Source organism: Corynebacterium maris DSM 45190, from assembly GCF_000442645.1.
GTDB classification, from domain to species: Bacteria; Actinomycetota; Actinomycetes; order Mycobacteriales; family Mycobacteriaceae; genus Corynebacterium; species Corynebacterium maris.
Genome location: NC_021915.1, coordinates 1,518,336 through 1,538,311, shown reverse-complemented (window position 1 = coordinate 1,538,311; position 19,976 = coordinate 1,518,336). Strand labels below are relative to the sequence as shown.

Below are 19,976 nucleotides of genomic sequence, written 5' to 3'. Positions count from 1 at the left end.
CATGGCTGACCCCACCACCTACCGCCCGGCCCCGTCATCCATCCCGACGGAGCCGGGCGTCTACAAATTCCGGGACGAGCACCGCCGCGTGATCTACGTAGGCAAAGCGAAGAACCTGCGCTCGCGCCTGGGCAGTTATTTCCAGGACCTCACGCAGCTACATCCACGCACCCGGCAGATGGTCACCACCGCCGCCGACGTCGAATGGACCGTCGTCGCCAGCGAAGTGGAAGCCTTGCAGCTGGAATACACGTGGATCAAGCGCTTCGACCCCCGGTTCAACGTCAAATACCGCGACGACAAGACTTACCCGGTGCTGGCGGTCTCCACCCGCGAGGAGGTGCCGCGCGCGTTCTTCTACCGCGGCCCCCGTCGCAAAGGCGTGCGCTACTTCGGGCCGTATTCGCACGCCTGGGCCGTGCGGCAGACCATTGACTCGCTGATCCGGGTCTTTCCCATGCGCACCTGCACCAAGGGCGTCTACAACCGACACGAGAGCCTCGGTCGGCCCTGCCTACTGGGATACATCGACAAATGCTCCGCCCCGTGCGTGGGACGCGTCAGCCCCGAGGAGCACCGTGAGATCGTCGACGGCTTCGTCTCTTTCATGGGCGGCAACACCGACAAGGTGGTCAAGTCGCTGAACCGGGACATGCTGCAGGCCGCCGAGAACCTGGAGTTCGAGCGCGCGGCCAAACTACGCGACGACCTCGAGGCGATAGACAAAGTCATGGAACAACAGGCCGTGGTCTTGGGCGACGGCACCGACGCCGACCTCATCGCCTTCGACACCGACCAGCTCGAGGCGGCGGTGCAGATCTTCCACGTGCGCGGCGGACGCATCCGCGGACAGCGCGGCTGGGTCGTGGAAAAGGCGGGCGACCAGGCCCGCCCCGACATGGGGGAGGAGGGGCAACCGGATCCCGCGCTGCCCGCCCTGATGCAAAATTTCCTCGTGCAGTTCTACGGCGACGCCGTCGAGCGGGAGAAAAGCGAGGACGCCGAGGACGACGCCCAGATCCGGCGCAGGGGGGTGGATCAGTTCTCCCGCACCGAGCCCAAGACCGTGCAGGTCGTGCCGCGGGAAATCCTCGTCCAGGCCATGCCCGAAGAAGCGGCGGAAGTCACCACGGTGCTCTCTGAACTGCGTGGCGCGGCCGTCGACCTACGTGTGCCGCAGCGCGGTGACAAGCGCGCCCTGATGGAGACGGTGCAGCGTAACGCCAAGGAAGCGCTGCACCAGCACAAATTGAAGCGGGTGGGCGATCTGACGGCCCGGTCCGCCGCCCTACAGCAACTGCAGGAGGCGCTCGGCATGGATCAGGCGCCGCTGCGCGTCGAGTGCACGGACGTCTCCCACATCCAGGGCACCGACGTGGTCGCCTCGCTGGTGGTCTTCGAGGACGGGACGCCCAAGAAGCAGGATTACCGCCGCTACCGGATCAAGGAGGCGGCCGGCGACGGGCATTCGGACGACGTCGCCTCCATCGCGGAAATCACCCGGCGCCGCTTCAAACGGCACCACGAAGACAAACTCGCCCACCCGGACGAAGACGACACCGTGTTCGAGGATGAAGAAGTCGAGGTCGAATCCACCGACAACCGACGCTTCGCCTACCCGCCGCAGCTGTTCATCGTGGATGGCGGCGCCCCTCAGGTAGCCGCCGCACAAGCGGTCTTCGATGAGCTCGGCGTCATCGACGTCACCTTGATCGGCCTGGCGAAGCGACTCGAGGAGGTCTGGCTGCCGGGTGATGACGAGCCCGTGATCCTGCCGCGCAACTCCGAGGCCCTGTACCTGCTGCAGCAGATTCGCGACGAGGCGCACCGCTTCGCCATCAATTACCATCGCCAGCAGCGCTCCAAGCGGATGCGGGCCAGCCAGCTGGACGGCATTCCCGGCCTCGGCCCCGCCCGGCGAAGCGACCTGGTCAAGCACTTCGGCTCCGTGAAAAAACTCCGGGAGGCCACCGTGGAGCAGATCGCCGACGTCAGAGGATTCGGCCCGAAACTGGCGCAGACCGTCTACGAGCACCTGCGTGTGAAGAAGTGACTCTGCGCCGCAGCGGGCAGTCGGTGCGCGGGCTAGACTCACGGGTATGACCGACGCGAACTTTTCGGGAGAAGAACAGCGATTTTCCGTACCGCCCATTCTGATCACCGGCATGTCCGGCGGGGGTCTTGGCAGCGCGGCCAAAGTGATGGAGGACAAGGGGTTTTACGTCGCCCACAACCTTCCGCCACGCATCCTCGTGGACCTGCTGGAGATGTGCGCCGCAGATGATTCACCGGTGGACAAAGTCGCGGTGGTCACGGACGTGCGCTCCCGCATGTTCCCCGGGTCGCTGCAAGAGGCCCTGACCGAACTGGATGAGCGCAAGATGACCCCGACGGTGCTGTTCATGGACGCGCGCGACGACGTCCTCATCCGTCGCTTCGACAGTGTCCGACGCACCCACCCGCTGCAGGGCGACGACACGTTGCAGCAGGGGATCCTGCGTGAGCGCGAGGTCACCGGGCCGGTCAAGGAACGCGCCGACATCGTCATGGACACATCCAACCTCTCGGTGCACGACCTCCGCCGTGCGATTGAGGCCAGCTTCGGCACGATGGCCACGGACCGCCAACACGTCACTCTCCAGTCCTTCGGCTTCAAACACGGGGCTCCACGCGACGCCGACTTGGTGGTGGACATGCGATTTTTGCCGAACCCGTACTGGGAGCCGGAGTTGCGGGGGTTCCGGGGCGTGGACAAACCTGTCTCCGACTACGTGCTCAGCCGTCCGGCGACGGAAGGGTTCATCGACAAATTCATGTCGATGCTTGACTCGATGCTCGACGGTTACCGGCACGAAGGGAAAAACTTCATCACCGTGGGCGTGGGCTGCACCGGCGGCCACCATCGCTCAGTGGCGGTGACCGAAGAGATCGCCCGCCGTCTCCGGGAGGAAGACAAGATCGACGTCAATGTGATTCATCGCGATATAGAACATGGTTGAGCCGATCGGCTATTCTCTGCCTCATTAATTATTTCCACGGACCAGGAGACCAGCATCACCCAACAAGCTTCCAGCGGCCCCCGCATCGCCAGCCTCGGCGGGGGACACGGCCTGTATCAGACGCTGCTCGCCGCCCGCCGCTGTGAGGCGGAGGCCCTCACCGCGGTAGTGACGGTCGCGGACGACGGCGGTTCTTCCGGCCGGTTACGGCGAGAGTTGGACATTATTCCGCCGGGGGATCTACGCATGGCGCTCGCCGCCCTGTCCGCCGAGGACGAGGAAGGACAGCTGTGGGCGGACACCCTGCAGCACCGCTTCGGCGGGAACGGGGCCATGGCGGGGCACGCCGTGGGCAATCTTCTCATCGCGGGGCTTACCGGAGTGCTGGGCTCAGAGCAGGCCGCCCTTGACCGGGTGGCGGCTCTCACACGTTCCTGCGGCCGGGTGGTGCCGGTCTGCCACGAAGCGCTGGAGATTGAAGCGGACGTGGCCGGCCTGGACGACGACCCACGCGTCATCCTTCCCGTCCGCGGCCAGGTGGCGGTGGCCTCCACCCCGGGAGTGGTGCGGCGCGTACGCATCCTCCCGGAACGCCCAGCGGCGAACGGGTTGGCCGTGGAGGCCATCCGGGAGGCGGACCTGGTCACGCTGGGGCCGGGCTCCTGGTTTTCCAGCGTCATTCCGCACCTGCTGGTGCCTGAGATCGTGGAGGCGATCAACGACACCGACGCACTGCGTGTGGTGATGCTCAACCTTTCCCCGGAGGTGGGGGAGACGCAGGGCTTTTCCTCCGAACGGCACATCCACATGCTCGCCCAGCATGCGCCGACGTTGCGAGTGGACCGCATCGTCATCGACGGACACAGCGTCACGACCACCTCCGAGCGGGGCCACATCGCGCGAGCGGCCCGCGCGTTGGGAGCGGAGGTCACCTACCGTGACATCCGTATGCAAGAGGAGGGCCACCGGCGCCTCAACCTCCACGACCCGGACAAGGTGGCCGCGACACTGCTCGACATTCTCGCTGAAAGGCGCTGACGCTAGACTGGGTCAGATTCAAGGCTTTCCCGCCGAGGAGAAAGCTCGGCGTCTTTCGAGAAGGGCAGGACAAGGCAGTGGCATTGACGGCTAAGGTCAAAGACGAGCTGTTGAGAGTCGATGTGGCGAGGTCTGCGGCGCGGGCGGCGGAGGCCGCTGCGCTGCTGCGTTTCGCCGGCCGTTTCGAGGTCGACCGCGGCCGGCTCGTGGTGGAGGCGGAGCTGCAGGAGCAGGCGGTGGCGGAGCGCCTCCGGGAGCTCCTGACGAGCCTGTATCACGTGGGCGTCACCGTGCGGGCGGGCTACCCGGGCGCCAACTCCAAGGCCACGCTTTACCATGTGAGCGTGTCGGGCAACACTGAGGACATGGTTCGTCGGCTGGGGCTGGTGACGCGTTCCGGGACGCAGGTGGTCGGCCTGCCGCCGCAGGTGATCTCGGGGGCGGTGGAGGACAGCGAGGCCGCATGGCGGGGCGCTTTCCTTGCTTCCGGGGTACTGACGGAGCCGGGCCGGACAGCGGCCCTGGAGGTCATTTGCCCGCAGCCGGAGGCGGCGCTGGCGTTGGTCGGTTGCGCTCGTCGGCTGGGGATCGCCGCGAAGACGAAGGAGAGCCGGGGGGTCGACCGGGTGGCGGTCAGGGACGGGGAGGCGATCGGGGCGTTGCTGACCCGGATGGGCGCCGTTCAAGCCCGTCTGGAGTGGGATGAGAAACGCCAGCGTCGACAAGTTCGGACGTCGACCAGCCGGTTAGCCAATTTCGACGACGCCAACCTGCGCCGTTCCGCCCGGGCCGCGGTGGCTGCCGCGGCCCGCGTGGAACGGGCGATGGAGCTTTTGGGGGACGACGTCCCGGAGCACCTCGCCGAGGCCGGGCAGCTGCGGGTGCAGCACCGGCACGCCTCGCTCGAAGAGCTCGGCCGGCTGGCGGATCCACAGATGACGAAGGACGCGGTGGCGGGACGTATTCGCCGGCTGTTGTCGATGGCGGACAAGCACGCGCAAGAAGCGGGAATCGCCGATACGCACGCGGCTGTCCCGGAGGAGACTTTCGACGGCTAGCGAGGGGTGACGAACGTCACTTATGTGCCCCTCCCAGGCTTGGGGTTCGCATCGTCGCCCCGCAATCCCGCATTGGTCGCACCTTTTGGGGGTGGTCCTGCCGTAGGTCGAACTTCCCCGTAGTGAAAAATGTCTGAAAATAGCCCTGGCCAGCATAAGTTTTCCGCGGGGGAGGAATTGCACGCGGTCTCCGCTCTGCGGTGCCACCGGTAAATCGTTAGACTTCGAGGTGGTGGGCCAGGGCCTGACAACAGGCCCGCGAGCCCGTAACTAACTCTCTACCTCAGAGGAGAACAGCAGTGACTATCCGCGTTGGCATCAACGGTTTTGGCCGCATCGGACGCAACTTCTTCCGAGCGGTCCTGGACCGTTCGGAAAACCTCGAGATCGTTGCGGTGAACGACCTCACCGACATTAAGACCCTCACCACCCTGCTTAAGTTCGATTCCATTCTTGGCCGCCTCGGTCGCGAGGTGGAGTTCGACGACGAATCCATCACCATCGACGGCAAGCGGGTGGCCGTGCACGCCGAGCGCGACCCGAAGAACCTGGACTGGTCCAAGCACGACGTGGACATCGTCATCGAGTCCACCGGCATCTACAAAGACCGTGAAGGCGCGCAGCTGCACCTCGACTCCGGCGCCAAAAAGGTCATCATCTCCGCCCCCGCCAAGGGCGAGGACGCCACCTTCGTGTACGGCGTCAACCACGAAGATTACGACCCCGCCAACCACCACATCATCTCCGGCGCCTCCTGCACCACCAACTGCCTGGCCCCGATGGCCAAGGCGCTGAACGACGGGCTGGGCATCGAGCGTGGCCTGATGACCACCATCCACGCCTACACCGGTGACCAGCGTCTGCACGACGCCCCGCACCGTGACCTGCGCCGGGCCCGCGCCGCGGCCCAGAACATTGTCCCGACCTCCACCGGCGCGGCCAAGGCCGTGGCCACGGTCCTGCCGGAGCTTAAGGGCAAGCTCGACGGTTACGCGCTGCGCGTTCCGGTGATCACCGGTTCCGCCACCGATCTGACCTTCACCGCCTCCCGCGAGACCACCGCCGAGGAGGTCAACGAGATCATGAAGGCGGCCGCGGAGGCGGACTCCACCGGCGCTCTGGGTTACACCGATGAGCCGCTGGTCTCCACCGACATCATCACCGACGACCACGGTTCCCTCTTCGACTCCGGCTTGACCAAGGTCGTCGGCGACCAGGTCAAGGTCGTGTCCTGGTACGACAACGAGTGGGGCTACACGGTCCAGCTGCTGCGTCTGACTGAAATGGTCGCCGCCAAGCTCTAAGATATTCTTCGGCGCGTGAACCGTGAACGGCGCAGCGCCCAGAACCCTCGTGGCCCGGGGTGTGCCTCGGCACACCCCGGGCCACGTTTAGGTAGCTACACTAAAGTCCGGTTATTCAATCACAGACAACCCAGACACTAGGAGTGCCATGACCGTCAAGAACCTCCAAGACCTGCTGGACGAAGGCGTCGACGGACGCCACGTTCTCGTTCGCTCCGACTTCAACGTCCCGCTCAACGACGCCGGGGAGATCACCGACGCCGGGCGCATCACCGCGTCGCTGCCGACGCTGAACGCCCTCCTCGAAGGCAGCGCCAAGGTCATCGTCATGGCTCACCTGGGCCGTCCCAAGGGCGAGGTCAACGCCAAGTACTCCCTTCAGCCGGTCGCCGACGCCCTGAGCGACGAACTCGGACAGTTCGTCGCTTTGGCCGGCGACGTCTCCGGTGAAGACGCCCACGAGCGCGCCAACGGCTTGACCGAGGGGGAGATCCTCCTGCTCGAGAACGTGCGCTTCGACCCGCGTGAGACCTCCAAGGATGAGGCGGAACGGGAAGCTTTCGCAGCGGAACTCGTCGATCTGGCCGCCGACGACGGCGCCTTCGTCTCCGACGGCTTCGGCGTCGTTCACCGTGCCCAGGCTTCCGTCTACGACGTCGCCAAGCGCCTGCCGGCCTACGCAGGTGCGCTCGTCGGCGCGGAAATGGAAGAGCTGACCAAGGTCGCCTCCGACCCGGACCACCCGTACGTCGTCGTCCTCGGCGGCTCCAAGGTCTCCGACAAGCTCGGCGTGATCGAGGCGCTCGCGGACAAGGCGGACAAGCTCATCATCGGCGGCGGCATGTGCTACACCTTCCTCACCGCCCAGGGACACAACACCCAGAAGTCCCTGCTGCAGGAGGAAATGGTCGACACCTGCAAGGATCTCCTGGAGCGCTTCGGCGACAAAATCGTCCTGCCGGTCGATCTGGTCTCCGCCCCGGAGTTCAGCAACGACGTCGAGACCACCGTCACCGACGTGGACGGGATGCCGGAGGACTGGCTGTCGCTGGACATCGGCCCGGAGTCGGTGAAGAAATTCGCCGAGGTGATCGCCACCTCCAAGACTGTCTTCTGGAATGGGCCGATGGGCGTGTTCGAGATGGAGAACTTCTCCCAGGGCACGGCCGGGGTGGCTCAGGCCATCATTGACGCCACCCGAAACAACGGTTCCTTCACCGTCGTCGGCGGCGGCGATTCCGCGGCCTCCGTCCGCGTGCTCGGCCTGGATGAAGACGGTTTCAGCCACATCTCCACCGGCGGCGGCGCCTCCCTGGAACTGCTCGAAGGAAAGGAACTGCCGGGCCTGGCGGTCCTCAACGACTAACGCATGAAACTGTTCAGCCGATTCACCAAGGAAAAGGAAACCATGGCCCGCAAAACCCTCATCGCCGGTAACTGGAAGATGAACCTGGACCACATCCAGGCCATCGGTACCGTGCAAAAACTCGCCTTCGCCCTACCCAAGGAATACTACAAGCACGTCGACGTGGCGCTGACCGTCCCGTACACCGACATCCGTTCCGTGCAGACGCTGGTGGAGGGCGACAAACTGCCGGTCACCTACGGCGCCCAGGACGTCTCGGAGCACGAGTCCGGCGCCTACACCGGTGACATCTCCGCCCAGATGCTGGCCAAACTCGGTTGCCGCTGGGTCGTCGTCGGCCACTCCGAGCGACGTGAGCACCACAGTGAATCCGACGAGCTCGTCGCGGCGAAGGCCAAGGCCGCGCTCCAGCACGGCGTCACCCCGATCGTGTGCGTCGGTGAACCGCTGGACGTCCGGGAGGCCGGCGACCACGTCAATTACGTGGTCGACCAGACCCGCGCCTCTCTGTCAGGCCTGTCCGCCGAAAATCTGGCGAAGACCGTCATCGCCTATGAACCGGTGTGGGCGATCGGCACCGGCAAGGTCGCCTCGGCCGCTGACGCGCAGGAAGTGTGCGCCGCGATCCGTGGCCTGCTGCGCGAGCTGACCGACGAGCAGACCGCCGACGCCATCCGCATCCTCTACGGCGGTTCCGTCAAGACCGACACCATCGCCGAGATCGTCGAACAGCCGGACGTCGACGGTGGTCTGGTCGGCGGCGCTTCCCTGGACGGCGAAGAATTCGCCCGCCTCATCGCCGCCGCCGCGGGACCGGTCGACTACTGACAGGATCTTGTCTGCCCCGGTAGCGTGACAGCAGGCCGGAGAGTGTAGACTGTTCAAAGTTCCCTGTTCGCCGTCGACTCACTGGTCGGAGGAACCATCACATGGTTTTGCCCCTGCAGATCATCCTCATGATCGCATCGCTTCTACTCATTGTCTTTGTGCTGCTGCACAAGGGTAAGGGTGGCGGCCTGTCCAGCCTGTTCGGCGGCGGCGTGCAGTCGAACCTCTCCGGTTCGACGGTGGTGGAGAAAAACCTCACCCGCTACACGATCATCGTGGCGCTGGTCTGGATCGCGTGCGTCATCGCGCTGAACCTCATCACCGCGTACAGCTAAACAGCGCGAAGAAAAACCCGGAACGAGAACGTCGTTCCGGGTTTTCTTGTGTCGAGCGAAAAACTAGCCGTCGATCTCGCCGGCGGCGTCCTCCGACACGAACAGCACCGTTTCTACGGCGCCGACAGCGCCAGCGGCGGGCCAGTCGGCGGGGGAGGAGCGGCGGACGACATGCCCCGCAGCCTCCGCCTTGTCCTTTCCGGACACCAAGAACCAGACGCGCTCGGCCTTGGCCACGGCCGGCAGCGTCAGCGTCGCCCGCTCCGCCGGCGGCTTGGGCGAATCGTACTCCGCGACGACCAGCTTCTCGGTCTCCGCGACGGCCGCGGTGTGCGGGAAAAGGGTGTTGATGTGGCCTTCGGGACCCATGCCCAGCAGGTGGACGTCGAACCCTTCGGGCGCGAATTCCGCCAGCACCGTCTCATACGCCGCCGCGGCCTCGCTCAGGTCTCGCTCGCCGAGGCCGTAGCCGTGGATCTGCTCCGCCGGGATCGCCACGTGGTCGAGCAACGCCTCGCGGGCCTGCCCTTCATTGGAGTCCTCGTGACTGACCGGCACGTTGCGCTCGTCGCCGAAAAAGATCCGCACCCGGGACCAGTCGATACGCTGGGCGGGGAAAGTCTCGGCCTGCTCATCGGCGGCGGCGTCAAACTCCCGCAGCTGGGCCAGGACCCGGACGCCGGCGGTACCGCCGGTGAGCACGAGACGGGCGACCCCGTCGTTGTGCCGGCCCCCGGAGGTGGCCTGAATGTTGGAGACGACGTCGATGATTCGGCCCGCAACGGTGCGGACCAGTTCGTCGAGATCGGAAACGCGGTTGACGGTGACCATAAAAATTCCTTCCGTAGAGGGGTTAAGTGACGGACACTTGGCCGAGGCCGCGCAGCGCGGCCGCGTAGGCGAGGTCCGGGTCGAGGTGACGCAGTTCTTCGGCGAGGCAGTCGGCGTCCTGCCGCACGCTCATCGCGACCTTTGAATTCGGGTGACCTGGCATGGTCAGGCTGACGGTGTGCGCGTCGGCGATATTCACCACGATGGGCCCGGAGGGTCGGTGCAGGGTGAGCGTGCGGATCGGGAACATGTTGTCGTCGTCCTCGCATTCCTGCACGGTCCGCTCGACGGGGGTGCCGAGACGGTCCGCCAACCAGCCTGCCGCAATATCGACCGAGGGGTTGTCTGCGGGGCCAGTGACCTCCACCGACAGCACGTCTTCGTGCGGGTAGCGATCCAGCGCGGAGGCGACGATGCCGCGCCAGTTGGTGATGCGCGACCACATCATGTCCGAATCGCCCGGCGTGTAGCCGGAGCTCAGCCGCAGCAGCGCATTGCCGGAGATATTGTGCCTGGCGTTGGTGACCCGGCGTTGGGCGATCCTGCCGATCGGGTGCTCGGCGGGGCGGGCCGGGGCGGCCGTCGGCCACCAGGCCACGATCGGGGTGTCGGGCAGGAGCAGGGGCGTGACGACGTCGTCCAGGTGCTTCGCCATTTCCCCGAACAGTCGCATCAGGACGAGCTCGGACGCGCCCGAGTCCTCACCGAGCATGATCTTCGCGTCGAGCCTGGAGGTCTGGGCTCCGGGGTCGGTGAGCATGACCAGCACACGGGCGGGGTGCTCGTGGGAGGCGTCGCGGACGGGCACCAAGATGGCGTCGAGGTCGTCGTCGACGGAAGCGACGACGATGAGCGTCAACACCCGGCCGGTGGCCAGGGAGTAGTTTTCCTGCGAATTAAGCAGAGCCTTGGAAACCTCGCGGGTGGTGGTGTCGTTGAGCGTGATAATCATGTGTGCAACCCTCTCGGTTCTTTAGGGACGACGCCAGGTGCGATCGTCGCGGCGAAGCATTGCGTCCGCGCTTTCCGGGCCCCAGGACCCGGCCCGGTACTCGTCCGGGCGGCCGTTGGCGTCCCAATACTCCAGGATGGGGTCCAGGATCGCCCACGACAGCTCGACCTCGGCGTTGGTGGGGAAGAGGCTGGCCTCATCCAGCAAGGCGTCCAGGATGAGTCGCTCGTAGGCCTCCGGGGATTCTTCGGTGAACGCCTCCGAGTAGGAGAAGTCCATGTTCACGTCGCGGACTTCCATGGTGGTGCCCGGGATCTTCGAGCCGAACCGCATCAGGACGCCCTCGTCCGGTTGGACCCGGATGACGACCGCGTTGTTGCCGAGCGCGGTGACGTCGTTGGCGTCGAAAGGCTGGTGCGGCGCATCCTTGAACACCAGGGCGATTTCGCTGACCCGGCGACCGAGGCGTTTGCCGGTGCGCAGGTAGAAAGGCACCCCGGCCCAGCGACGGGACTTGATCTCCAGGGTGCAGGCCGCGTAGGTCTCGGTGTTCGAGTTCGGGTCGAACCCATCTTCCTCCCGTAGCCCGGGGACCCATTTGGATCCCTGCCAGCCGGCGACGTACTGGCCGCGGGCGGTGGTTTTGCTCAGCGGATACACCGGGTGAGCGGCGCGCAGCACCTTCACCTTCTCCGCCTGCAGCTCAGCCGGCTCAAAGGAGATGGGTTCCTCCATGGCCATCAGGGCGAGCAGCTGAAGCAGATGGTTCTGGATGACGTCGCGCGCGGCGCCGATGCCGTCGTAATATCCCGCGCGGCCGCCCAGTCCGATGTCCTCGGCCATGGTGATCTGCACGTGGTCGATGTACTGGGAGTTCCACAGCGGGTCGAAGAGCTGGTTGGCGAAGCGCAGCGCCAGGATATTCTGGACGGTTTCCTTGCCCAGGTAGTGGTCGATGCGGAAGACGGCGTCCTCGGGGAAGACGGCGTTGACGATCTCGTTGAGTTCCCGCGCCGACTCTTGGTCGTGGCCGAACGGCTTCTCGATGATCACGCGGCGCCAACTCTGTTCGTCGGCGGTGGCCATGCCGGTGCGTTCGAGCTGGTGGCAGACGTCCGCGAAAGAATTCGGCGGGATGGAGAGGTAAAAAGCCCAGTTTCCGCCGGTGCCGCGGGTGGCGTCCATCTCGGCGATGGTCTCCGCCAGCGTGTCGAAGGCGACGTCGTCGTCGAAATTGCCCCGCACGAAATGCATGCCCTCGGCGAGGCGCTCCCAGACCGTCTCGTTGAGCTTGGTGCGGGCGCCTTCGGTCACGGCCTGCCAGACGTAATCCTCGAAGTCCTGTTTGGACCAGTCGCGGCGGCCGAATCCGATGAGGGTGAAGCCGGCGGGCAGCAGGCCGCGGTTGGCGAGGTCGTAGATCGCGGGCAGAAGCTTCTTGCGGGCCAGGTCGCCGGTGACGCCGAAAATCACCATGCCCGACGGGCCGGCGATACGGGGTAACCGCTTGTCGTTGTGGCTGTGAAGCGGGTTAACCCAGGTGCCGTTCTTATCGGGCACAGTATGATCCTTTCGACGAAGGTGCTGCGAAAATGGAAATGTCCCACTCAAGACTACTGAAGTGGGACATTCTTTCTCTTACTTGAGTCGCTCAGCCATGGACTCCAACAGTTCGGACCAGGAGGCGACGAACTTGTCGACGCCTTCCCTCTCCAGAACAGTGACCACGTCATCCATGTCGACGCCGACGGCCTTCAGCTGATCGAAGACCTCCTTGGCCTCGGCCTGGGTGCCGTTGAGGGTGTCGCCGTGGAGGTTTCCTTCCTCAAGGACGGCGTCGATGGTGTCCTCCGGCATGGTGTTGACCGTGTTCGGCCCGGCCAGCTCGGAGACGTACAGCGTCTTCGGGTAGTCCGGGTTCTTCACGCCGGTCGAGGCCCAGAGGGGGCGCTGCGGGTTAGTGCCTGCCGGCAGGTCGCTCGCGTCGAACTCCTCCAGGAAGAGACCGTAGGCCAGGCGGGCGTTGGCCACGCCGGCCTGGCCGCGCAGCGCCAGCGCCTCGTCGCCGCCGATGGCCTCCAGCCGCTTGTCGACTTCGGTGTCCATGCGGGAGACGAAGAAGGAGGCGACCGAGTGGATGGCGGAGACGTCCTTGCCGTTGTCGGCGGCACGCTGGATGCCGTCCTTGAACGCGTCGATGACCTGCTGGTAGCGGCCGACGGAGAAAATCAGGGTCACGTTGACGGAGATGCCCTCGGCCAAGGCGTCGGAGATCGCCGGCAGCGACTCATCGGTGGCCGGGATCTTGATCATCACGTTCGGGCGGTCGACTTTCTCCCACAGCTCCTTCGCCTGGGCGATGGTCGCGTCGCGATCCGCGGACATGCGCGGGTCGACCTCGATGGAGACGCGGCCGTCCTGGCCGTCCGTCTTCTCGTAGATGTCGGCGAAGACGTCGCAGGCGTCGCGCACGTCGTCGATGGTCATGGCGTAGACGGCTTCGTCCACGTCCACGCCTGCGGCCTTGAGCTGCGCGATCTGCTCGTCGTAGGCGGTGCCCTTGCTCATCGCGGAGGCGAAGATGGAGGGGTTGGTCGTGACGCCGACGATCGACTTGGAGTCGATGACGTCACGGAGGTTGCCGGATTTGATGCGGTCCCGGGACAGGTCATCCAACCAGGTGGACGTGCCGATCTCGAAAAGGTCGTCGATATAAGTCATGGAAAGTCCTTTGCTGACGGTCGGTGCTAGTCGTTGACGGCGGCGAGGGAGTCCTGGGCGGCGGCGACCACTGCCTCGGCGGTCATGCCGAACTCCTCGAAGAGCTTCTGGTACGGGGCGGAGGCGCCGAAGTGCTCGAGCGAGACGTTGCGGCCCTTGAACCCGGTGAACTGGTGCCACGGCATGGCCACCCCGGCCTCCACGGAGACGCGGGCTTCGACGGCGGCCGGAAGCACGGACTCGCGGTAGTCGTCGTCCTGCTCCAGGAACCAGTCCATGCAGGGGACGGAGACGACGCGGGCGGCGGTGCCCGCCGACTCCAGCTCCCGGGCGGCCTCGACGGCCATCTGCACTTCGGAGCCGGAGGCCATGAGAATGACGTCCGGGGTCTCCTGGGAACCTTCCACCAAGACGTAGGCGCCGCGGCGGACGCCCTCGCGGGCCTTTTCCTTGGTGCCTTCCAGAACCGGCAGGTTCTGGCGGGACAGGGCCAGACCCTTCGGGCCCTTCTTGTACTCCAGGGCGGTGGCCCAGGCGGCGGCGGTCTCGTTGGCGTCGGCCGGACGCAGCATGCTCATGCCCGGGATGGCGCGCAGCGACGCCAACTGCTCGATGGGCTGGTGGGTCGGCCCGTCCTCGCCGAGGCCGATGGAGTCGTGGGTCCACACGTAGTAGGCCTCGGTCTCCATCAGCGCCGCCAGGCGGACGGCCGGGCGCATGTAATCGGAGAAGATGAGGAAGGTGCCGCCGTACGGGCGGGTCGGGCCGTGCAGGGCGATGCCGTTCATGATCGCGCCCATCGCGTGCTCACGGATGCCGAAGTGCAGGTTACGGCCGTAGGGATCCATCGTGAACATGTCGGAGGAGCGGGATTCCGGTCCGAACGACGCCTCGCCCTTGATGATGGTGTTGTTGGATCCGGCCAGGTCAGCGGAGCCGCCCCACAGCTCCGGGAGGGTCTTGCCCAGCGCCTGCAGCACGGCCTCGGAAGCCTTGCGGGTGGCCAGGCCCTTCTCGTCCGGCTCCCAGGTCGGCAGTTCGGCGTCCCAGCCCTCGGGCAGGGCGCCGTCGCGCAGACGGTCGAAGAGCGTCTTGCGCTCCGGGTTGGCCTCAGCCCAGGCGTCGAACTGCTCGCGCCACGCGGCCTGCTTCTCTGCGCCACGCTCGACGAGCTTGCGGGTGTGAGAGAGCACGTCTTCATCGATGTGGAAGTGCTTCTCGGGGTCGAAGCCGAGGGCTTTCTTCGTCGCGGCGACTTCGTCCTCGCCGAGGGCGGCGCCGTGGGAGGCGCCGGTGTTCATCTTGGTCGGCGCCGGGTAAGCGATCACGGTGCGTACCCGGATGAAGGACGGCTTGTCGGTGACCTGCTGGGCGTTGGCGATGGCCTCTTCCAGGGCGACGACGTCCTCGCCGCCCTCAACCTCCTGGGTGTGCCAGCCGTAAGAAGCGTAGCGGGCAACGACGTCCTCGTTGAAGGCGATGTTGGTGTCGTCCTCGATCGAGATGCGGTTGTCGTCCCACAGCACGATCAGGTTCCCCAGCTGCTGGGTGCCGGCCAGGGACGACGCCTCGGAAGTCACGCCCTCCTGGACGTCGCCGTCAGAGGCGATGGTGTAAATGAAATGGTCGAAAGGCGACTCGCCGGCCGGGGCCTCCGGGTCGAACAGCCCGCGCTCCCGGCGGGCGGCCATGGCCATGCCGACGGACGACGCCAGGCCCTGGCCCAACGGGCCGGTGGTGATTTCGACGCCGCGGGTGTGGCTGTACTCCGGGTGGCCCGGGGTCTTGGAGCCCCAAGTGCGCAGTTCCTTCAAGTCCTGCATCTCCAGGCCGTATCCGCCCAGGAACAGCTGGATGTACTGGGTCAGGGACGTGTGGCCGGGGGAGAGGACGAAACGGTCGCGTCCGGACCACTGGTCGTCGGTGGGGTCTAAGTTCATCACGCGCTGGTACAGGGTGTACGCGAGCGGCGCCAACGACATGGCGGTGCCGGGATGTCCGGAACCGATGTTCTGGACGGCGTCGGCGGCGAGGATGCGAGCCGTGTCGACGGCCTTCGTGTCGAGATCGCTCCAGTCGGTGGGGTAGCTGCGTTCGGTCAGAGCCTGCAGTTCAGGTGACAGGGTCACAGTGATGTCCTCGCTTTTAAATCGACGGTGATGGATGGTTCCGGGAACCAGGGCATGTCGGCCAACGCCTATTCTACCCTTTACCCCATGTTAATTGGTGCTACTTGGGGGAGGGAATGTGGTCTACGCAATTGCCCTGGGCGGGGATTGGTTCAGGCTGTCCCCCACGCACTAAGATGAGCGAGGATTATTTCGGTTATAAACGGCCGGGAACTTTCGGTCCTCCACAGCCGACAACTGTGGTAGCGAGTTGAAAACGAAGAACACTGGAGGATTCACCCCTTGGACGTCATTAAGGCCTATTTAGCGCTGACCAAACCGCGGGTGATCGAACTCCTCCTGGTCGCCGCCATCCCGGCGATGCTGCAGGCGAACCGAGGGTGGGAGAACGTCGATCTCCTGCTCGTCCTCGGAACCCTGCTGGGCGGGTGGATGGGCGCCGCGGCCGCGAACACCTTCAACATGGTCGAGGACTATGACATCGACCAGAAGATGGGCCGCACCCGTGCGCGTCCGCTGGTGCGCGCGAAGATCACCAAACAGCGGGCCGCGATTTTCGCCTGGGTCCTGCTGATCGCCAGTGTGCTGTGGCTCGGACTGGTCTGCAATTCCTGGCTGGCCGCGCTGTTCATCGTCATCACCAACTGGTTCTACATCTTCGTCTACACCAAGTGGCTCAAGCGTCGCACCTGGCAGAACGTGATCTGGGGCGGCGCCGCCGGCTGCATGCCGGTGCTGGTGGGCTGGGCCGTGATCCGCGACAACGTCGCCGACGATTCGCCGGACCAGTGGTGGCAGGCCATCGTGATGTTCCTGATCATCTTCTTCTGGACCCCGCCGCACACCTGGGCGTTGGCCATGAAGTACCGGGACGACTACGCCAAGGCTGAAGTCCCGATGCTGCCGGTCATCGCCTCCCCAGCAGAGACCACCAAGCAGATCTTGATCTACACCTGGGCGACCGTGCTGGTGTCCTTCCTGTTGATCCCGGGCACGTCGTGGATCTACCTGGCCGGCGCCATCATCTGTGGCGTGCTGTTCATCGGCATGGCCACCAAGCTGCACATCGGCGTGACCAAGGGGGAAGAAGTCAAGCCGCTGAAGCTGTTCATCCTCTCGAACAACTACCTGGCGATCCTCTTCATCGCGCTGTCTGTGGACGCGGTGATCGGGATGCCCACGATCAGTGACTACCTGGGATGGAACACGACCTTCTTCTAACTCAGAGACCGCATGAATAAGGTAACGGGCCGCAGTGGGGGCATCCACCGCGGCCCGTTTCTTAATCTTTTGGCCCACGGCCTCGGCCGATGACTTATCGGAGCTGCAGTCCGCGTGCACAACCATCCTTGAGGGGCGCTCCTGCGGCGTGTTGGGAAGCGCGGTTCGTTTTGAGCTGACCGGGGAATACGGGGCGTCGGAAAATGCCACACAGCACGGGTGCGCTCATCTTCATTCCGCCAGCTGAAGGAGAAAATTAAGCGCGGCGGGGAAGCGACTTTCCGACGCCTCGTATTTTCTGCGGCGGCACATCGCTCACCGAGATGGGGACATGGCCGTGCGCCACGCGGCGGGAGCGACGAGCGCCGCCAGAACCCCTGGGGGACGGGCTCATGGGGCGATAAAAAGCCCCTTGCCGCTGAGCGGGAAGGGGCGGAGGGAGCCGGGGTAATTCAGCTACACAGTGCTGGCGACTTTATCCGTAGCGGTGGCCTGGGAGGCGTCCGCTTCCGGGCGGCGACGGCCATGCGCCCAGAGGAAGGCCGTGAAGGCGACGACGACCGAGCTCATGGCGATGTGCGCCGGGATCGTCCAGCGGGGTACGCCCAGGTAGTACTGGGTGAGCCCGATGGCCCACTGGACAATGATCATGGCGATCAGCACCCAGGCGGTGTTGATGGCGGCCTTCGGGGCCTTCGACCGGTAGAGCATGAACAGCACGAGCGCAGTCAGGCCGAGGTAGACGTACATGGCGGCGGAGTGGACGTAGGTCAGCATCCGGGTGTCGAGCTCGAGGCGGCCTTCCATGCCGATGCCCTCGTCGCCGGAGTGCGGGCCGGAACCGGTCACCATGGTGCCGGTGAACAAGACGACTGCGAGCGCGACGGCGGCGACGGCGGCCAGGGTGCGGATGTAGTCCGGGAAGCGACGCACGGGGGCGGCGTCATCGGGCTCGGCGATCCGCATATACAGCAACGCGGCAATCCAGACCAGCACCATGGACGGCAGGAAGTGGATCGCGACGGCCCACCACTGCAGGTTCAGGATCACCGAAATACCGCCGATGACGGCCTGCACAATGACGCCGAGGCCGGAGACGAAGGAAAGCCACAGGATTTCGCGGCGGCGCTTCGCCCGCACCAGCACAATGAACAATGCCAGAGCGATGAGCGCGAGCACGATCGCCAGCAGGCGGTTGCCGAACTCGATGAACTGGTGGACGGCGGGCGCCGCCCCGGCGACGGGAACGAGAGAGCCTTCGTGGCAGTTGGGCCATGTGTCACAACCGAGGCCGGAGCCGGTCACACGGACAATGGAGCCGGTGACGGTGATTCCTCCCTGTGCAACGAGAAGGATCATCGCCAGAATGCGCTGAATGCGCAGAGACGGACCCCGGCGAACGGAGGGCTCGGATGTCATGGTAGTCACGGTGAAAAATTCTACCTTTCACAGCAGTGAATAAGTAAGTGGTCGGGGAGTGGGAAAGATCAACTAATCGAAGCGGAACCATTTGATGGCCGCAACCGACGCAAGCAGCGCCCACCCCATCAGGACGATGATCTGCGCCCAGGGGATCATTCCGTCAAAGGCGACGGTCAACCCGGAGGCCAACGCGACGGAGGGCACGAGGTTCCACCAGCCCGGATCCATCAGGCCCTGCGAGTACAGGACCCAACCGACGAGGGCGATGAGCACCAACCAGATGGCGTTGCCCAGAGCGAGGACGAATTCGGCGCTGAGTGATCCGCCCATGAGCAGTCCCAGGGCGGTGAAGGCGATGACGCCGAACAACAGCGTCACCACCCCGAACACGACGCCCACGGCGTCGGTGCGCCAGCCCAGGACCAAGGCGGCGCCGCCGAGCAGGACGACCTGGACCACCACCATCGACAACACGGCGATGATTTTGCCGACGATGATCGTGCGCGCCGGTACCCCGGACGCGCCGGAGCGCTTCAATGCGCCGTAGCGGCGGTCGAAGGCGAGGCCGATGGCCTGTCCGGTGAAACCGGCGCTGGTGGTGGCCACCGCCAGGATCATCGGGAAAATCTGTTCCAGCCCCCGATCTTCTCCCAACAGCGGAATAAAGGCCGCCACCAGCAGCATCGCCAAGGGGATGATGAGGTTCAGCAGCTGCTGTTCTCCGTGGCGGATCATCAGCTTGGTTTCGATGCGTCCTTGGGCGAGCGCCATCGCGGTCGCGGACGCCCGTTTCGGCGCCGGGGCGAAGGTTCCGGCGGGGTACAGGTCGGTGTGCACGTCAGCTCCTCAATTCTCTGCCGGTGATGTCGAGGAACACGTCCTCCAGGTTGCGGTGGGCGACGTCCACGGAGCGGATCAGCACGCCCTGCGCTGCGGCGGCCGCGGCGAGATCCCGGATCAGTTCCGGAGTCGCTGCAGCGGCCACACGATAATGCAGCGGTCGGTTCATGGATACGTCGACGCCGAGGCCGTCAGCGTTGAAATCACGGTCGGTGCTGAAGTGCAGTTCGTCGCGCACCGCTCCGCCCGCCGTCGTCAAGTCTGTCGGGGTGCCCTCGGCGACGACTTTGCCGTGGTCGATGATCACGATGTCGTCGGCGAGCGCTTCGGCCTCGTCCATGAGGTGGGTGGTCAAAATGACCGTCACCCCGTCACGGCGCAGTGCCCGGATCAGCTCCCACACGGCCAGTCGGGACTGGGCGTCCATGCCGGCGGTCGGCTCGTCCAGAAAAATGAGCTCCGGGCGCCCGAGCAGGGCGATGCCGAGGGAGAGACGCTGTTTCTGGCCGCCTGACAGCCGCCGGTACGTGGTTTTGCGCACCCCGTCCAAGCCGAGCTGGGAGATCAGCCAGTCGGGGTCGTGCGGGTCTGCGTTATAGGCCGCGGTCAGATGCATCATCTCCGCCACCCGAATGCCGTTGTAGGAGCCCCCGCCCTGGAGCATGACGCCGATGCGGCTGCGAACCTCCTCCGGATGAGTGGCCGGGTCCATCCCGAGCACCCGGATGCTGCCTGAGGTCGGCTTCTGGAAGCCCTCGCACATCTCGATGGTTGTGGTCTTTCCCGCGCCGTTGGGGCCGAGAAGGGCCAACACCGTCCCGGGTCGGGCGGTCAGGGACAGGTCGTTGACGGCGGTTTTATCGCCGAATACCTTGACCACGCCCTCCAGCTGCAGCGCTGCTCCGTCGAAAGTTGTAGTCACGACATGACAG

17 protein-coding genes are annotated in these 19,976 nt (G+C 65.3%); 9 read left to right on the top strand and 8 right to left on the bottom strand.

Features of this window, described 5'->3' with window-relative positions; all coding sequences use genetic code 11:
• Window position 1 precedes the first annotated feature (1 nt).
• From uvrC to secG, 8 genes are all read left to right on the top strand, one after another.
• A complete protein-coding gene (uvrC, locus tag B841_RS07200) occupies window positions 2-2,053 on the top strand; it encodes an excinuclease ABC subunit UvrC (protein WP_020934829.1) in 2,052 nt (683 codons plus the stop codon).
• 46 nt (window positions 2,054-2,099) lie between these two features.
• The gene (rapZ, locus tag B841_RS07195; protein ID WP_020934828.1) at window positions 2,100-2,999 is read left to right on the top strand and encodes an RNase adapter RapZ; all 900 of its coding nucleotides are present in this window, start codon (window positions 2,100-2,102) and stop codon (window positions 2,997-2,999) included.
• 84 nt (window positions 3,000-3,083) lie between these two features.
• A complete protein-coding gene (locus B841_RS07190) occupies window positions 3,084-4,037 on the top strand; it encodes a gluconeogenesis factor YvcK family protein (protein WP_041631812.1) in 954 nt (317 codons plus the stop codon).
• Between the two features lie 77 nt (window positions 4,038-4,114).
• Window positions 4,115-5,095 (top strand): DNA-binding protein WhiA, encoded by a 981-nt coding sequence (whiA, locus tag B841_RS07185; RefSeq protein ID WP_020934826.1) that lies wholly within the window; start codon window positions 4,115-4,117, stop codon window positions 5,093-5,095.
• A gap of 299 nt (window positions 5,096-5,394) precedes the next feature.
• Window positions 5,395-6,399 (top strand): type I glyceraldehyde-3-phosphate dehydrogenase, encoded by a 1,005-nt coding sequence (gene gap, locus B841_RS07180; protein ID WP_020934825.1) that lies wholly within the window; start codon window positions 5,395-5,397, stop codon window positions 6,397-6,399.
• A gap of 148 nt (window positions 6,400-6,547) precedes the next feature.
• Window positions 6,548-7,765, top strand: a complete 1,218-nt coding sequence (locus B841_RS07175) for a phosphoglycerate kinase (protein WP_020934824.1) — start codon at window positions 6,548-6,550, stop codon at window positions 7,763-7,765.
• A gap of 42 nt (window positions 7,766-7,807) precedes the next feature.
• Window positions 7,808-8,593, top strand: a complete 786-nt coding sequence (gene tpiA / locus B841_RS07170; protein ID WP_020934823.1) for a triose-phosphate isomerase — start codon at window positions 7,808-7,810, stop codon at window positions 8,591-8,593.
• A 101-nt stretch (window positions 8,594-8,694) separates the two neighbouring features.
• Complete coding sequence (secG, locus tag B841_RS07165) at window positions 8,695-8,928, top strand: preprotein translocase subunit SecG (protein ID WP_020934822.1); 234 nt, start codon at window positions 8,695-8,697, stop codon at window positions 8,926-8,928.
• 63 nt (window positions 8,929-8,991) lie between these two features.
• Here the strand turns inward: secG and pgl are convergent, their stop codons facing one another.
• From pgl to tkt, 5 genes are all read right to left on the bottom strand, one after another.
• Window positions 8,992-9,759, bottom strand: coding sequence for a 6-phosphogluconolactonase (pgl, locus tag B841_RS07160; RefSeq protein ID WP_020934821.1), 768 nt, complete (start codon window positions 9,757-9,759; stop codon window positions 8,992-8,994).
• A 22-nt stretch (window positions 9,760-9,781) separates the two neighbouring features.
• Complete coding sequence (locus B841_RS07155) at window positions 9,782-10,711, bottom strand: glucose-6-phosphate dehydrogenase assembly protein OpcA (protein ID WP_020934820.1); 930 nt, start codon at window positions 10,709-10,711, stop codon at window positions 9,782-9,784.
• Window positions 10,712-10,732: 21 nt separating this feature from the next.
• Window positions 10,733-12,271 carry a glucose-6-phosphate dehydrogenase gene (zwf, locus tag B841_RS07150; protein ID WP_020934819.1) on the bottom strand — a complete coding sequence of 513 codons (1,539 nt, stop codon included), beginning with the start codon at window positions 12,269-12,271 and terminating at the stop codon, window positions 10,733-10,735.
• Window positions 12,272-12,349: 78 nt separating this feature from the next.
• Window positions 12,350-13,432 (bottom strand): transaldolase, encoded by a 1,083-nt coding sequence (gene tal / locus B841_RS07145; protein ID WP_020934818.1) that lies wholly within the window; start codon window positions 13,430-13,432, stop codon window positions 12,350-12,352.
• Between the two features lie 26 nt (window positions 13,433-13,458).
• On the bottom strand, window positions 13,459-15,561 hold the full coding sequence (gene tkt, locus B841_RS07140; protein WP_020934817.1) for a transketolase: 2,103 nt from the start codon (window positions 15,559-15,561) through the stop codon (window positions 13,459-13,461).
• A 273-nt stretch (window positions 15,562-15,834) separates the two neighbouring features.
• Here tkt and B841_RS07135 point away from each other — a divergent pair, with 273 nt between their 5' ends.
• On the top strand, window positions 15,835-16,782 hold the full coding sequence (locus B841_RS07135; RefSeq protein WP_318532939.1) for a heme o synthase: 948 nt from the start codon (window positions 15,835-15,837) through the stop codon (window positions 16,780-16,782).
• A 456-nt stretch (window positions 16,783-17,238) separates the two neighbouring features.
• On the opposite strand, the gene B841_RS07130 is transcribed toward B841_RS07135, so the two are convergent.
• The 3 genes from B841_RS07130 to B841_RS07120 form a co-directional block, all read right to left on the bottom strand.
• Window positions 17,239-18,201, bottom strand: coding sequence for a COX15/CtaA family protein (locus tag B841_RS07130; protein WP_020934815.1), 963 nt, complete (start codon window positions 18,199-18,201; stop codon window positions 17,239-17,241).
• Window positions 18,202-18,273: 72 nt separating this feature from the next.
• Window positions 18,274-18,975 carry an ABC transporter permease gene (locus B841_RS07125; protein ID WP_052337816.1) on the bottom strand — a complete coding sequence of 234 codons (702 nt, stop codon included), beginning with the start codon at window positions 18,973-18,975 and terminating at the stop codon, window positions 18,274-18,276.
• Between the two features lie 67 nt (window positions 18,976-19,042).
• Window positions 19,043-19,966 (bottom strand): ABC transporter ATP-binding protein, encoded by a 924-nt coding sequence (locus B841_RS07120; RefSeq protein ID WP_041631811.1) that lies wholly within the window; start codon window positions 19,964-19,966, stop codon window positions 19,043-19,045.
• Window positions 19,967-19,976 lie beyond the last annotated feature (10 nt).